12 protein-coding genes are annotated in these 14496 nt (G+C 54.2%); 8 read left to right on the top strand and 4 right to left on the bottom strand.

Features of this window, described 5'->3' with window-relative positions:
- Positions 1 to 356 precede the first annotated feature (356 nt).
- Complete coding sequence (recA, locus tag J0X12_RS15985; protein ID WP_273543437.1) at positions 357 to 1442, top strand: recombinase RecA; 1086 nt, start codon at positions 357 to 359, stop codon at positions 1440 to 1442.
- 78 nt (positions 1443 to 1520) lie between these two features.
- Here the strand turns inward: recA and J0X12_RS15980 are convergent, their stop codons facing one another.
- A complete protein-coding gene (locus J0X12_RS15980; RefSeq protein WP_207047432.1) occupies positions 1521 to 2735 on the bottom strand; it encodes an NADP-dependent isocitrate dehydrogenase in 1215 nt (404 codons plus the stop codon).
- 103 nt (positions 2736 to 2838) lie between these two features.
- Positions 2839 to 3423, bottom strand: coding sequence for an LOG family protein (locus J0X12_RS15975; protein ID WP_207047431.1), 585 nt, complete (start codon positions 3421 to 3423; stop codon positions 2839 to 2841).
- Positions 3424 to 3453: 30 nt separating this feature from the next.
- Here J0X12_RS15975 and J0X12_RS15970 point away from each other — a divergent pair, with 30 nt between their 5' ends.
- From J0X12_RS15970 to J0X12_RS15940, 7 genes are all read left to right on the top strand, one after another.
- Positions 3454 to 3822: a hypothetical protein gene (locus J0X12_RS15970; RefSeq protein ID WP_207047430.1), complete on the top strand. Its 369-nt coding sequence runs from the start codon at positions 3454 to 3456 to the stop codon at positions 3820 to 3822.
- A 78-nt stretch (positions 3823 to 3900) separates the two neighbouring features.
- Positions 3901 to 4368, top strand: coding sequence for a c-type cytochrome (locus tag J0X12_RS15965; protein ID WP_207047429.1), 468 nt, complete (start codon positions 3901 to 3903; stop codon positions 4366 to 4368).
- Between the two features lie 77 nt (positions 4369 to 4445).
- A complete protein-coding gene (locus tag J0X12_RS15960) occupies positions 4446 to 5300 on the top strand; it encodes a c-type cytochrome (RefSeq protein ID WP_207047428.1) in 855 nt (284 codons plus the stop codon).
- A 97-nt stretch (positions 5301 to 5397) separates the two neighbouring features.
- Positions 5398 to 6513, top strand: coding sequence for an Ig-like domain-containing protein (locus tag J0X12_RS17615; protein WP_207047427.1), 1116 nt, complete (start codon positions 5398 to 5400; stop codon positions 6511 to 6513).
- Between the two features lie 121 nt (positions 6514 to 6634).
- Positions 6635 to 8467 (top strand): ABCB family ABC transporter ATP-binding protein/permease, encoded by a 1833-nt coding sequence (locus J0X12_RS15950; RefSeq protein WP_207047426.1) that lies wholly within the window; start codon positions 6635 to 6637, stop codon positions 8465 to 8467.
- Positions 8468 to 8577: 110 nt separating this feature from the next.
- Positions 8578 to 9276, top strand: a complete 699-nt coding sequence (locus J0X12_RS15945) for a phosphatidylserine decarboxylase (protein ID WP_207047425.1) — start codon at positions 8578 to 8580, stop codon at positions 9274 to 9276.
- Positions 9277 to 10101 (top strand): CDP-alcohol phosphatidyltransferase family protein, encoded by an 825-nt coding sequence (locus J0X12_RS15940; protein ID WP_207047424.1) that lies wholly within the window; start codon positions 9277 to 9279, stop codon positions 10099 to 10101.
- A 60-nt stretch (positions 10102 to 10161) separates the two neighbouring features.
- Here the strand turns inward: J0X12_RS15940 and J0X12_RS15935 are convergent, their stop codons facing one another.
- Entirely contained in the window at positions 10162 to 13338 is a 3177-nt protein-coding gene (locus J0X12_RS15935; protein ID WP_207047423.1) for an efflux RND transporter permease subunit, read from the bottom strand.
- A complete protein-coding gene (locus tag J0X12_RS15930) occupies positions 13335 to 14462 on the bottom strand; it encodes an efflux RND transporter periplasmic adaptor subunit (RefSeq protein ID WP_207047422.1) in 1128 nt (375 codons plus the stop codon). Before J0X12_RS15930 ends, J0X12_RS15935 begins: the two co-directional genes overlap by 4 nt.
- Between the last annotated feature and the right edge of the window lie 34 nt (positions 14463 to 14496).

Raw genomic sequence — 14496 nt, 5'->3', positions numbered from 1 at the left:
TCTGGGAAATACTATCCATCGAAATGCGTCAACGCTAATGAGGATAGGGCGGATGGCGCGAGGTTGTTTCTTTGACCGGTCACGCCGAGATTGCCGGCATGCGATGGCGCGGTCCCCAAAAAATTGATGCGCCCTCGGCAGGCGCGATGTCGCAGAAACGCTGATTCCGTTTCGCCGGATTATGGCCGTTATAATGATATTTTCATTCCATCATGGAAAATCGAGAACAAACTAAAAACGCGGCAGGAATAATCCAGTGTTTACAAAGCGATAAAATTTTCTTGCAAATAAGAACAAAACATGTACAACTGATGACAGTTGCATCCGGGACGGACCTATGAAATAAGGGGAGATCGATGGTAAATACAGCTTTAAAGCTCGTTGAAGCAGGTGGTATGGATAAGAAAAAAGCGTTGGAAGCGGCTCTGAGCCAGATCGATCGGGCCTTTGGTAAGGGGTCGGTGATGCGCCTTGGCCAGCAGGAGGCCCTGGACGTTGCCGCGATCCCCACGGGATCGCTTGGCTTGGATATCGGTCTTGGCATTGGAGGGCTGCCCAAAGGCCGGGTGATCGAGATTTATGGCCCGGAAAGCTCCGGTAAAACGACACTGGCCCTGCATGTGGTCGCCGAGGCGCAGAAACAGGGCGGCACCTGCGCCTTTATCGATGTGGAGCATGCGCTGGACCCGGTATATGCCCGCAAGCTCGGGGTGAATATCGATGAGCTATTGATTTCCCAACCGGATACGGGCGAGCAGTCGCTCGAGATTACCGATACGCTGGTACGCTCCGGCGCAATTGATGTACTGGTGGTTGACAGTGTGGCCGCCCTTGTTCCCCAGGCCGAACTGGAAGGGGAGATGGGCGATACCCATGTCGGGCTTCAGGCACGGCTGATGAGCCAGGCCCTGCGCAAGCTGACCGGATCCATTTCACGCTCTAATTGCATGGTGATTTTCATCAATCAGATCCGGATGAAAATCGGTGTGATGTTCGGCAGTCCGGAAACGACCAGCGGTGGCAATGCGCTGAAATTCTATGCCTCCGTGCGGCTTGATATTCGCCGTATCGGCCAGATCAAAGCGAAGGACGAGATTGTTGGGAACCAGACCCGCGTCAAGGTCGTCAAGAACAAGGTGGCACCGCCCTTCAAGGTAATTGAATTCGATATCATGTATGGCGAAGGGATATCAAAGACCGGGGAAATTCTTGACCTTGGCGTGAAGGCGGAGATTGTTGAAAAATCCGGCTCCTGGTACTCCTACGACAGCCAGCGTATTGGTCAGGGGCGGGAACAGGCGAAAGCCTTCCTGAAGGAGAACCCCGAGATCGCGAAAGATATAGAGCAGAAAATTCTCGCCAATGCGGGGGTTATTTCTGAAATCCTGCAAGGTGGACCGGATAGCGGAACCGAACAGGACGCGATGGCATCAGACGATTAACATCGACAGATGAGAGCGATAAAAAAGCCGACCCGGTTGGGTCGGCTTTTTCTTTGGGATCGTGATTGTGGACGTGGATCAGGCCATTTCTTTTTGCAGGTTTGAATCCAGCGCATCCAGGAACTGGTTGGTGGTCAGCCACGGCTGATCGGGACCGACCAGAAGGGCAAGGTCCTTCGTCATCTCGCCGCCTTCAACGGTAGCAATACAGACTTTCTCAAGGGACTCTGCGAACTTCCTCAACTCGTCATTGCCGTCCAGCTTGGCGCGGTGCATCAGACCACGGGTCCAGGCGAAAATGGAAGCAATCGGGTTGGTCGAGGTTTCCTCGCCCCGCTGGTGCATCCGGTAATGGCGGGTCACGGTGCCATGAGCGGCTTCTGCCTCAACCGTGTCCCCGTCCGGAGTCATCAGCACCGAGGTCATCAGCCCGAGGGACCCAAATCCTTGCGCCACCGTGTCGGATTGCACGTCGCCGTCATAGTTTTTGCAGGCCCAGACATATTTACCGGACCATTTCATTGCGCAGGCGACCATGTCGTCGATCAGGCGATGTTCATAGGTCAGGCCCAGCTTGTCGAACTTGGCCTTGAACTCATTGTTGTACACCTCTTCAAACAGGTCCTTGAAGCGTCCGTCATAGGCCTTCAGGATCGTGTTCTTGGTGGAGAGATACACAGGCCAGCCGCGGTTCAGGCCGTAGTTCATGCAGGCGCGTGCGAAACCACGGATGGAGTCGTCAAGGTTATACATGCTCATGGCGACACCGCCGGAGGGGAAATCAAATACTTCGAATTCCTGGGCTTCGCCCCCATCGGCCGGCTCGAACTTCATGGTGAGTTTGCCAGGGCCTTTCACAACCATGTCCGTTGCACGGTACTGGTCTCCAAAGGCATGACGGCCGATGACGATTGGATCTGTCCAACCCGGAACTAGCCGGGGAACATTTGTGCAGATGATGGGTTCCCGGAAAACGGTGCCGCCCAGAATATTACGGATTGTGCCGTTAGGGGAGCGGTACATGCGCTTCAGGCCGAATTCCTCAACCCGTTCTTCATCCGGCGTGATAGTGGCGCATTTTACGCCGACGCCGTACTTGATGATGGCATTGGCCGCATCGACGGTGATCTGGTCGTCAGTTTTATCACGAGCTTCGATCCCGAGGTCGTAATACTTCAGATCGATATCCAAATAGGGAAGAATGAGTTTATTCTTGATGAACTCCCAGATAATCCGGGTCATTTCGTCGCCGTCCAGTTCAACGACTGGATTTTTGACTTGAATTTTTGGCATATCGACGTCCTTCTTAGCCTATGGGTTAGTTGTTCTGCGGCAGCAAAATATCATTGCCGACGATCTGTGCAAGCTGATCCGACAAAAAAACAGCGAATTCCCTCTAAAATTTTGAGATATCGGCCTTAATTTCCGCATCCGGTGCTTTCACAAGGGCGGGAATGATGTCCTTTAGCTCTTCAACCACCGTGAAATAGCCAAGAGCCTCCTTTTCCACGAATCCCGCTTTTATCATGTGATCCAGCAAATCCAGGAGCGGGCGCCAGTAATCTTTATGATTGACCAGAATGATCGGCTTGTCATGCAGGCGGAGCTGCCGCCAGGTGACCATTTCAAACGTCTCGTCGAGAGTGCCAAGACCACCGGGAAGCACGGCGAAGGCATCCGATACCTGGAACATCTTCTCTTTTCGGGTGTGCATGCTGTCCACAATGTGGAGTTCCGTCAATTTCTCGTGACTGACTTCAATATCATGTAGATGGCCGGGGATAATACCGGTAACCTGACCTCCAGAGTCCAGTGTGGCGTCCGCGATGACGCCCATCAGGCCGACATGCCCGCCACCATAGACAAGCCGGATTCCGTTCTCGGCAAGGTCTTTGCCGAGGGATTTGGCGGCGTCAATATGAGACGGGTCCTTGGGTATCCGGGAGCCGCAATAAACGCAAAGTGAAGAGATTTTGGTCATGGCACGAACTATACTGGTAAAAGGTGGGATATGAGAAGCATCTTTACCCTTGTTATGTGCGGCTTCCTGCTCATGCCGTCAAGCCCCCTTTTGGCCGGTGAGGCGGATGTCATTGACGTCAAGGTCGTGAAGGTCGATGCGGATGTCTACCGTTTCAGTGTGACTGTCCGTCATACGGATGAGGGGTGGGACCATTACGCGGATCGGTGGGATATACTGGACATGGATGGCAATAATCTCGGGAGCCGGGTCCTGATGCATCCCCATGAGGATGAGCAACCCTTCACAAGATCCAAGACATTATCCCTGCCGATGCAGGTAAAAAAGGTTCGTATCCGTGCCCATGACAAGGTTCATGGAGTTGGGGGCGCAGAAGTAGTTGTCATTATCCCCCAATGAACTTAGTGTTTTATTTCTACATGAGACAAAAGGCACGGGCAATTTGGTATTAGGTTTATCTAGCTTGGGAGTTTTAAAATGAAAAAAATGTTCACGAAACCCGTTATGGCCATATTAATCGGCGGGGCCTTGTTTGGGGGCATGGCCAGCGCCCATTCAGAATCTACGGGGAACGCAGAAGCGGACTTCAGAATTGCCGAAATGAAGAAACTCGGTATGAACATGGGCGCCATTGCAAAGGTCGCCAAAGGAGAGGTAGCCTACAGCGACTCGTTGAATGACAACGCCGCGCAGATTGCCGAGATTGCGGCAAACATGCCCAAGCTTTTCCCCGAAGGATCGGGTGTCGAGGCGTCCCGCGCAAAGCCGGAAATCTGGGTAGAGAAAGATGTATTCCAGAAGGATATAGAAGATTTACAGGCAGCGGCGACGCAATTGGTTGCGGCTGTGCAAACGGGTGATCAGGCAATGATCGGTGCGGCGCTCAAGGAAACGGGCGGTACCTGCGGGGCTTGCCATAAACAGTTCCGTAAACCGAAAGACTAATACAACGCATGAGAGCGATCGCGATCATGTTACGAAGAAGAAGGCGGCTTTTTCATTTAAGGGCCGCCTTTCTGCAAATGGGGGCTTTTTTACTCACGTCGGCACTCGGTATCGGCGCGCTGCAGGCACAAGAGGTTACCGATAAGGGCGCCTATCTCACCGCGGCTGGCGGTTGTTACGGCTGTCATACGGATATCAAGAACAAGGGCGTTCCCTTTGCGGGGGGGCGTCCGCTTGAAACGCCGTTCGGCGTCTTCTATACGCCCAACATCACGCCCGATCCGGAAACCGGCATCGGCTCCTGGACAGATGAAGAATTTCTGGCTGCCCTTAAAGACGGGGTTTCACCATCCGGGCATTACTATTTCCCGGCTTTTCCCTATACCTCCTACACCAAGATGACCGATGAGGATGCGCTCGCGATCAAATCCTATCTGATGTCATTGGCACCCGTCGCGCAGGAGAACCGCGCACATGATGTGTCCGCCCCGTTTTCGTGGCGTTGGCTGCAGTGGGGATGGCGGCTCCTCTTTTTCAAGGATGGCCCATATGTACCGCCTGTGACCGCCAGTGACCCAGTTGCCCGGGGGGGGTACCTGGTCGAGGCCCTGACCCATTGCGGGGAATGCCACACGCCGCGCAACTTCCTTGGCGGAACGGACAGCAGCCTGTATCTCGCAGGTGCCGCTGCGGGCGGGGAGGGAGAGAAAGTCCCTAATATCACGCCGGATGACGCGACGGGGATCGGCGACTGGTCGGAAGCTGACCTCGTCAGCTTCATGAAGGATGGCATGATGCCTGATTTCGATAATGTCCAAGGCAGTATGGAGGAAGTGATCGACCATAGCCTGTCAAAACTGACCGAGGATGATCTCGCCGCAATCGCCGCTTACTTAAAGAGCATTCCACCGATTAATAACAAGATTCAGTAATCCAGAACGCCACATAACCCAAATTTTACTAAAGATTGCGTGAATTGCCGCAGGGGTTCATAATAGCGACATATATAGTTAATCGAGTGAGGCTCTGGTGCGCGTATTTGGTATCCTGGCGATTTTGCTGCTTTTAGTAGCAGCTCTGTTTCTCTATCACCGCAGTGACATGTTTTTCGGCTCGGAACCTCAGGGTCCGGTTGAAACCGCCGAGCAGGCAAGCACCGATACTGCCACCCCCACAGCAGATGACGTCAATAAGGCGCCGGATACGGAGCAGGCAACCGTCTCGGCGGCCAAGGTCATCGAGAAAAACCTCGATGATACATCCGGTGAGGAAGGCAAGCGCATGGCGCTCGCCCGGCCAAGCTTTGATATTATTCGAATTGATCAGAACTGCGATTTGGTGGCCGCCGGACGGGCGGAGCCAAAGGCCGTTATCTCAATTTTTGTTGGAGATGATAAAACCGGTGAAGCGACAGCCTCCGCCAGCGGGGAGTGGGTTTTTACCTCGAGCAAGCCCTTGCCGTCTGGATCGCAAACCGTGAATTTGACTGCCCTTAATCCGGATGGTCAGGAACTGGAGTCAGGCAGCCTCGTTGTCATGAATGTACCAGACTGCACAATTCCGGCGGATGACCGGGTGCCCGCTATTGCCATGCTGATTCCGAAGGAGCGCGTACAGGGAACGGCCAACGGATCGTCGGTGAAACTTTTGCAGGTGCCTGACGCGAAAGGGGATGTTTCTGCCGCACGGGACCTCTCTCTAGGTGCCGTTAATTATGATGACGAGGGAACACTTTCTCTCTCAGGGAGGGGCAAGCCGGGCAACCGGATTACGGTGTATGTAAACAATAAGCCTGTTGGCTCGACGGAAGTCGATGACGACGGGAACTGGTCACTTGTCCCGGATCACTCTATCCCGGCCGGCAATCACACCCTCCGGATTGACCAGCATGATGAGACCGGCAAGGTCATCTCGCGGGTTGAACTACCCTTCCAGAAAGCCCCGGCAAGCGATGTAGTTCTCGCGCAGACCAGCGGGAGCCTCAGCGCCATTGTCCAACCTGGAAACAGTCTCTGGCGCATCGCCAGGCGGGTTTATGGAGAGGGCATGGAATATACCGTGATCTATCAGGCAAATCAGGACCAGATCCGCGATCCCGATCTTATTTATCCGGGGCAGATTTTTACCCTGCCCAAGCAAGAATAGGGCGAGACCCCTTATCAACCTTGTAGTGACCATCACAAAAAAGCTGCTGCGGGAAATTTCTCGGGCGAAATTGCCGGGCGTTGCGCTATGTTACTATAACTTGGGTCTATGCGGATAAATCATGAGCAATCAGACATTCGACAGTCACAGCCAGTCCGGGACACGTAGCCATTTCGCAACGTTGCGCACCCTCGGTGAATATCTTTGGGTTGGCGGGCGGCGGGATTTGAAGATCCGTGTCGTGATTGCGGTTATCCTGCTGGTAATGGCAGAGGTGGCTTCCGTCTATACGCCCTATCTCCTGAAATATATCGTTGACGACATGACAGGGGATGTTAATCCGCTCATTGTCATGCCGGCGGGCCTGATTGTTGCTTTCGGCGTCGCGCGGGTCCTGACCCAGACCTTTGCCGAACTGCGTGATGCGGTGTTTGCGAAAGTCGGTCAGAACGCGATCCGGAAGGTAGCGCTAAATACCTTTCAGCATTTGCATCGTCTTTCCTTGCGGTTTCATCTGGATCGTCAGACAGGCGGCTTGAGCCGGGTTATCGAGCGGGGAACCAAGGGAATAGATTTCCTGCTCCGCTTTATGCTGTTCAACATTGCCCCGACCTTGCTCAAAATCCTGTTTATTTGCGGGATTTTGCTGGTTCAGTATGGCTGGCTGATGTCGCTGATAACCCTGGTTACGCTGGTCAGCTATATCTATTTTACGCTGACAATCACGGAATGGCGGCTGCAATTCCGCCGCACCATGAATGAGAAGGACAGCGAGGCGAACACCAAGGCCATTGATAGCCTGCTGAATTTCGAGACGGTAAAGTATTTTGGCAATGAAGCCCATGAAGCACGCCGGTTTGACAAGGCACTCGCGTCCTATGAGACCGCGGCCGTCAGGAGCAATACGACCCTTGCGTACCTGAATATTGGGCAGGGCGTCATTATCAGCATCGGCCTAATCGCGGTTCTCATCCTCTCCGCCCGCGGGGTGGTTGAAGGGATATATACCGTCGGTGATTTCGTGGCGATCCATGGCTTTATGATGCTGCTTGTCCAGCCCCTTAACTTTCTTGGCTTCGTCTATCGTGAAATCAAGCAAAGCCTGGTCGATATGGAGAAGATGTTCGAGCTACTGACCGTATCACGCGAAATCGATGATGCGCCGGGCGCAATACCGCTCGCCGAGGGAGGTGGGGAGGTCGAGTTTCATCATGTTAATTTCGGTTATGACGCCAACCGGCAGATCCTGCATGATGTCTCCTTCAAGGTGCCTTCCGGCAAGACAACGGCCATTGTCGGCCCGTCCGGCGCCGGAAAGTCGACCATATCGCGTATCTTGTTCCGCTTCTACGATGTCGATCAGGGCGACGTTACCATCGATGGTCAAAAAATTAACGATGTCACCCAGGATTCCTTGCGTGCCGCGATCGGGATCGTACCGCAGGACACGGTGCTCTTTAATGATACGATTCGCTATAACATCGCCTATGGGCGCCCCGGTGCAAGTGACGCGGAAATAGAAGAGGCGGCACGGCTCGCCAGCATCGACAAGTTCATTGAGAAATTGCCCGATGGGTTCAAGACCATGGTCGGGGAGCGGGGCCTAAAGCTTTCCGGCGGGGAGAAGCAGCGCGTTGCGATTGCGCGGGCGATCCTGAAACAGCCGCGAATTCTCCTTTTCGACGAGGCGACTTCTGCGCTTGATTCTCATACGGAGAAGGAAATACAGGCGAGCCTGGCCGAAGTCTCGAAAAACCGAACAACGCTGGTGATTGCCCATCGTCTTTCCACGGTGGTGGAGGCAGATGAAATTATTGTTCTCGAGAATGGCAGTATTCAGGAACGCGGCCGCCATCATGAGCTTCTAGCAATGGACGGGAAATATGCCGCCATGTGGACGCGTCAGCAGGAAGCGGCAACCTATCAGGAGAAACTTGAGCAGGTCCTTGATTAGAAGATAACATCGTTCCCGAATGTCGGAAATTCATCTTTTTGTTCTTTTTGACGGTGACATGCGGTATGACCTAGGTTGAGTAACAGGTCGTATGCCGAAGGGAAGATATAATGGATACGCTAAAATCAGTTCTGGTGCCGATAAATCAGGAAGGCCATCGGTTTATCGCCATATTTGCCGCGATAACCGTTGCCCTGTTCCTGTTTACCTGGCCGCTGCTCGGCTGGATCGGTGTGATCTTGACGCTCTGGTGCGTCTATTTCTTTCGTGATCCTGATCGCCATGTGCCTACGCGAGAAGGCCTGATTGTCAGCCCGGCCGACGGGGTTGTCCAGTTGATCGAGCGCGCCGTCCCGCCGGAAGAATTAGGCATGGGGTCAGATGCACGTCTTCGCATCAGTGTTTTCCTGAATGTTTTTAACGTACATGTTAATCGCATCCCGCTTGGCGGAACCATTGTTCGGCAGGTTTATCGCCCCGGCAAGTTTCTCAATGCCGCACTGGACAAGGCGTCGGAAGAGAATGAACGTCATGCGGTTCATCTTCGCGACAATGATGGCAATGACATCGTGTTCGTGCAGATTGCCGGCCTCGTGGCGCGACGGATCGTTTGTTATCTTGCCGACAATCAGGAAGTACGGACGGGTGAAAGATTTGGCCTTATCCGCTTCGGCAGTCGCACCGATATTTATCTTCCCGATGGCGTGGAGCCGCTGGTCGGCGTCGGACAATCGATGGTAGGTGGTGAGACGATCATTGCCGATTTGAAGGGAAAGAATGAGGCGCCAATGGCGCTGGAGGTTCGTTAAATGACCTTTCAACAGCGCCGCCGCTTGCGGTTTATGTCGCTTAACTCTCTGATACCGAACATGTTAACCCTGCTGGCCCTGTGTGCCGGACTGACGTCCGTGCGCTTCTCACTCGACGGGAAATGGGAGATGGCGGTTATTGCGATCTTGGCGGCCGGTGTACTGGATGGGCTCGACGGACGCATGGCTCGGTTGCTCAAAAGTACCTCGAAATTCGGGGCGGAGCTTGATTCCCTGTCCGATTTCGTAAGTTTTGGCGTCGCTCCGGGTTTGGTGCTGTTCCTATGGACGCTGGAAAGCGGTCTCGGCGGTGTCGGCTGGATTATTGCGCTGATTTTTACTATCTCTTGCGCGCTTCGCCTGGCACGGTTCAATTCCATGATGGACCAGAAACAACCCGTCTGGGCCAACCGTTATTTCACCGGGATTGCGGCACCGGCGGGTGCCTCGATTTCGCTGCTGTTCATGGTAATGCACTTCTATACGGAGAGCGATTTTTTCCGCTCGGCCGTCCTGAATGCTGCCTGGATGCTGTTCATGGCCTTTATGATGGCCAGTCGTATTCCCACCTTCTCCATCAAGCGCATTCGCATCGCACGGCGTTTTATTATGCCGGTCCTGCTATTGGTTGGTGGGTTGGCCGCGGTGCTGGCGAGCTATCCCTGGCAATTGCTGTCCCTGATCGCGATAATTTATATGGCGACCATCCCCTTTTCCATCCTCAGCCATCGCCGGCTGCTGGAGCAGGACACTCAGAAAAATAATGATGCGGAAGATCCCGATGGGAACACCGACGACGCGGACGAGGAAGAAAAAAAGGCTTGAGACATCTCAAGCCTTTTCGATCGGTCACATAGATATTGAACGGGACGGGCAGAGGACTGCCTATTCCGCCGGTTCAGGATGACGATTTTTCAGCGTCTTCTTCGCCGCCTTACGATCACGGCGCTTTTCCAGCGCGCTGCTGACATTTGCTCCCAGCATCAATAATGCCGGTGTCATCACAAGGGTGAGGAGCGTTGCGAAGGTGAGACCGAACGCCACCGCCGTCGAGAGCTGTACCCACCATTGAGAGGAGGGCGCCCCGGTCACGACTTCACGGGAGACGAAATCAATATTGATTTGCAGCGTCATGGGCAGCAGGCCGAAAATCGTCGTAACGGTCGTCAGCATCACAGGACGCAGACGCTGCGCCCCAGTCCTGAGAACTGCTTCCATTGCCTCCATGCCCTGCTTGCGTAAATGCGCATAGGTATCGATCAGAACGATATTGTTGTTCACCACGATACCTGCAAGGGCGATGACCCCGACGCCCGTCATGACAATGCCGAAAGGTTGCCCCGTAATAATCAGACCCACGAACACACCGATCGTCGACATGATTACCGCCGTCAGGATCAGAAAGGCGTGATAGAAGCTGTTAAACTGGGTCACCAGAATAATCGCCATGATAAAGAGGGCGACCGCAAACGCCTTGCCAAGGAACTCCCCGGCCTTCTTCTGTTCTTCGTCCTGACCCTTGAATACATAGGATACTTCGGGGTCGATGTTCGCCTCATTCTCCATCCATGCCTGAATTTCCTTGACCTTGTCATCGACCAGCACGCCGGCGGCGACATTGGCCTTGACCGTCATAATCCGTTCGGAATCTGACCGGCTGATGGTACCGACTTTCTGGCGAGCTTCGCGCTTGACGAAGTTGGAAATAGGGACCATGCCGTTGTTGGTCATCACACGCAGGTTGTCCAGCTGGTCGATACTGCGTTTGTCGTCGGGAAAGCGAAGACGGATATCAATCTCGTCATCGGCATCATTCGGGCGATACTCGTCCGCCTTGATGCCATTGGTAACGAGCTGGATCGTTTTGCCGACCGACTGTATATCCGCACCGAAACGCCCTGCCTGGGCACGATCGACCGTGACCTGCCACTCAATGCCGGGAATAGGGCGGCTATCTTCAAGGTCAATCAGGTCACTGACATTGGTTTCAAGATGATTCCGGATTTTCTCAACTTCCTTCGGCAGGAGATCCGGATTGCGCGAAGAAAGCTGGATCTGGACATGTTTACCCGTTGGCGGGCCATTATCCGGTTTACGTGCTTCCACGATAATGCCGGTGAGGTGGGCCGTTCTTTCGCGGATATCAGCAAAGATTTCGTCGACCGGACGGCGCTCCTGCCAGTCCTTGAACTCCATTTGAATGACGCCAATTACGTCTTCAGAAACATTTTGACCGCCGCCGGTGGACCCTGAGCGGGAATAAAGGCCCTCAAAATCGTCAAGTTTCAGAATCTCTGCTTCGACTTCCCTGACAAGCTGGTCTTTCTCGTCCGTTGACATATTTCCGCGCGCATGCACATAGATCAGCGCCATTTCCGGTTCGACGTCCGGGAAAAATTCGACGCCATTGCCATGTGTCGCGTAATAGCCCTGCACCCCGACCAGGGCTACAAGACCAACAAAGACGATCTTCGCAGGATGCCTAATGCACATCGCAAGGAAACGCACGTAACGGCCCGTAAACCCGCCCAGGCTTCGAATGTCGCCGCTCTCCGCAGCGGCCAGCGCCGCAAGGGTTTTCGAATTGGTCGTTCCTGCCTTGCCGAATACGGATCCCAAGGTCGGCACGAAAATAAGCGCCATCAGCAGCGAACCGGTCAGCGTCGTGATCAGCGTGAGGGGGAGGTACTTCATGAATTCTCCGACCACGCCCGGCCAGAACATCAGTGGCATGAAAACGGCGAGTGTCGTTGCGGTTGAGGCGATAATCGGCCAGGCCATGCGTTTGGCAGCGAGCGCATAGGCGTCTCGCTTATCTATGCCTTCCGCCATTTTCCGATCGGCGAACTCCGTCACCACAATCGCCCCGTCCACCAGCATGCCGACAGCAAGGATGAGCCCGAAGAGCACGACAATATTAATGGTTAGCCCGAACAGATACATATACAGGATGCCGATGAGGAAAGAGCCGGGGATAGACAGCCCGACAAGACCGGCTGTGCGGACGCCCAGCGCACTAATCACCACGATCATGACCAGAATGATGGCGCTTATAATATTGTTCTGCAGGTCCAGCAGCATATTGCGGATATCTTCGGACCGATCCTGTGAATAGGTTACGACCACATTCTCGGGCCAGTATTTCTGCTCATCGGCGACGGCCTGTTTGACGGATTCAATCGTCTCAATGATATTTTCACCGACGCGCTTCTTGATTTCCAGGGCGACGGCCGGTCGGCCGTTTAGCCGGGCATAGCTATCGGCGTCCTTGAAGGTGCGTCGTACTTCGGTTACATCGCGAAGCGTGACAACGCCTTCGTTATTCACCTTCACGGGAATGTCCAGAACATCCGAGGCTGTCTTGTACAGGCCCGGAACCTTGATCGCAAACCGGCCCTTGCCTGTATCCATGGAGCCGGCGGCAACCAGCTTGTTGTTCGAGACAACCGCACTGGCAAGCTCGGCATTTGATATCTTGTAGCTTTCGAGCTTTACAGGATCGATGATCACTTCCAGCACTTCTTCGCGGTCACCACCGATGTCAGCTTCGAGCACGCCCGGCAGGCCTTCTACGCGGTCCTCAAGATTCTTCGCCAGCTTGATCAGCGCCCGGAGCGGCACATCGCCCGAAAGGGTCACAACAATGACCGGGAAAAGCGCGAAATTAACCTCGTTTACGGTTGGATCGTCCGTTTCCTGCGGCAGTTCATTCTTGGCGATATCGACTTTTTCACGCACGTCCTGCAGAGCCTTGTCGACGTCGAAGCCTGCATCGAATTCAAGCGTAACGGAGGCATGGCCTTCCGAGGCACTTGCCGTCATTTCCTTGACGCCCTCGATTGAGCGCAGCTCCAGCTCCATCGGCCGGATCAGCAGCCGCTCCCCATCTTCCGGCGAGATGCCCTCGTGGGTCATGGACACGTAAATTATCGGGATATTGATGTCCGGATCGGATTCTTTCGCAATGTCAATATAGGCGTAAGCGCCGGCCACCAATATCAGCAGGAGTGCCGATATAACCGTTCTGGAACGGTTGATGGCGGCGTCAATAAGTGCGTTCATTGGGATGCCTCGGCAACAAAGAGGTCAGGTTTCACCTTGTCGCCCGCCCGCACAAAATCCTGTCCGACGACGATCAGGCGAACAGTTTCCGGCAGTCCCTGGACCCAAATGCCTTCCGGTGTGTCCGAGAGGATCCGGACCGGGTGAAACTCGACAATATCGTTCTCCCCAACCGTTCGAAGGCCAAGAACGCCGGCGTCATTCAGCGTCAGGTACGCCGGGGAGAGGAAATGCGCCGCAACCGAGCTCGTCTTGAAGGTGATTTCCGCCGTTACGCCGCTCCGGAGCTTATAGCCATCATTGGGCACCTCCAGTTCCACGCGAAAGGTCCGTGTTTCAGGTTCCGCGACCCTCCCGATGAACTTGACCTTGCCCTTTACCGTTTCCCCGGTCACCAGCTTGGCCGAGCCTTCGCCGCCCACTTCTATTTTTCCGACCTGGAGTTCGGATATCTGTCCCGTGATCAATAAAGGATCGCTTTCCACGATTGTGGCAATGCTATTCCCGTCCTTGACGAAATCGCCGACCTCTGCTGCCCGCGCTTCGATATACCCATCGAAGGGCGCCGTGATTACCAGATCATTCAGGCGGATTTTCATGGCGGTGACCTGGGCATTCGCACTGTCGAGCTGGGCCTGGGCACTTGCGAATGTTGTATCGGAACTGAAACCCTTCTTATTCAGTTTTTTTGCCGCGTTAAACTCGATTTCACGCTGTCGGACAAGTGCCTGTGCTTCCTGCAGACGCGCCTGGTTATCCTTGACGTCAAAGCTGACGATGCGATCGCCTGCCTTGACCCGATCTCCTTCATCCACATGTATCTTCTTCACCCGGCCTGAAATTTCGGCTTTTAGATCAACGACCCGGTTTGCTTCCGTTCTTCCATGAACGATGATTTCCTGCTCCCGCGGCTGGGCCGTCGAAATGGCATAACGTACCCCCATGATCTTGGGCTGGTTTTTTTCCGTTTCGGCGGTTTCCGCGGTAGTACTTTCCGCCTTGGTTGCCGCAACAGCATCACCGGAGCCACTTTCACTGTCATTGCCCATGTCGATCTGTCCGGACGCAATCCAGGCCGTAACGCCTACGGCGATAATTATTGCGATGATGATTGAGCGGTTCACAGTGGTACCTCTTTTTGTCGAGTATGTTTAAAGT

Source organism: Sneathiella sedimenti (assembly GCF_017313765.1).
Taxonomy (GTDB): Bacteria; Pseudomonadota; Alphaproteobacteria; order Sneathiellales; family Sneathiellaceae; genus Sneathiella; species Sneathiella sedimenti.
Note: the sequence above shows the minus strand (reverse complement) of the source record. Positions and strands in the feature narration are given on the sequence as shown.

Bases quoted from the DNA above. Each gene is read 5' to 3' on its own strand.
- J0X12_RS15965 (WP_207047429.1), top strand. From the start codon at position 3,901: ATGAAAAAAATGTTCACGAAACCCGTTATGGCCATATTAATCGGCGGG.
- recA (WP_273543437.1), top strand. From the start codon at position 357: ATGGTAAATACAGCTTTAAAGCTCGTTGAAGCAGGTGGTATGGATAAG.
- J0X12_RS15980 (WP_207047432.1), bottom strand. From the start codon at position 2,735: ATGCCAAAAATTCAAGTCAAAAATCCAGTCGTTGAACTGGACGGCGAC.
- J0X12_RS15970 (WP_207047430.1), top strand. From the start codon at position 3,454: ATGAGAAGCATCTTTACCCTTGTTATGTGCGGCTTCCTGCTCATGCCG.
- J0X12_RS15945 (WP_207047425.1), top strand. From the start codon at position 8,578: ATGGATACGCTAAAATCAGTTCTGGTGCCGATAAATCAGGAAGGCCAT.
- J0X12_RS15940 (WP_207047424.1), top strand. From the start codon at position 9,277: ATGACCTTTCAACAGCGCCGCCGCTTGCGGTTTATGTCGCTTAACTCT.
- J0X12_RS15960 (WP_207047428.1), top strand. From the start codon at position 4,446: ATGGGGGCTTTTTTACTCACGTCGGCACTCGGTATCGGCGCGCTGCAG.
- J0X12_RS15935 (WP_207047423.1), bottom strand. From the start codon at position 13,338: ATGAACGCACTTATTGACGCCGCCATCAACCGTTCCAGAACGGTTATA.
- J0X12_RS15975 (WP_207047431.1), bottom strand. From the start codon at position 3,423: ATGACCAAAATCTCTTCACTTTGCGTTTATTGCGGCTCCCGGATACCC.
- J0X12_RS15950 (WP_207047426.1), top strand. From the start codon at position 6,635: ATGAGCAATCAGACATTCGACAGTCACAGCCAGTCCGGGACACGTAGC.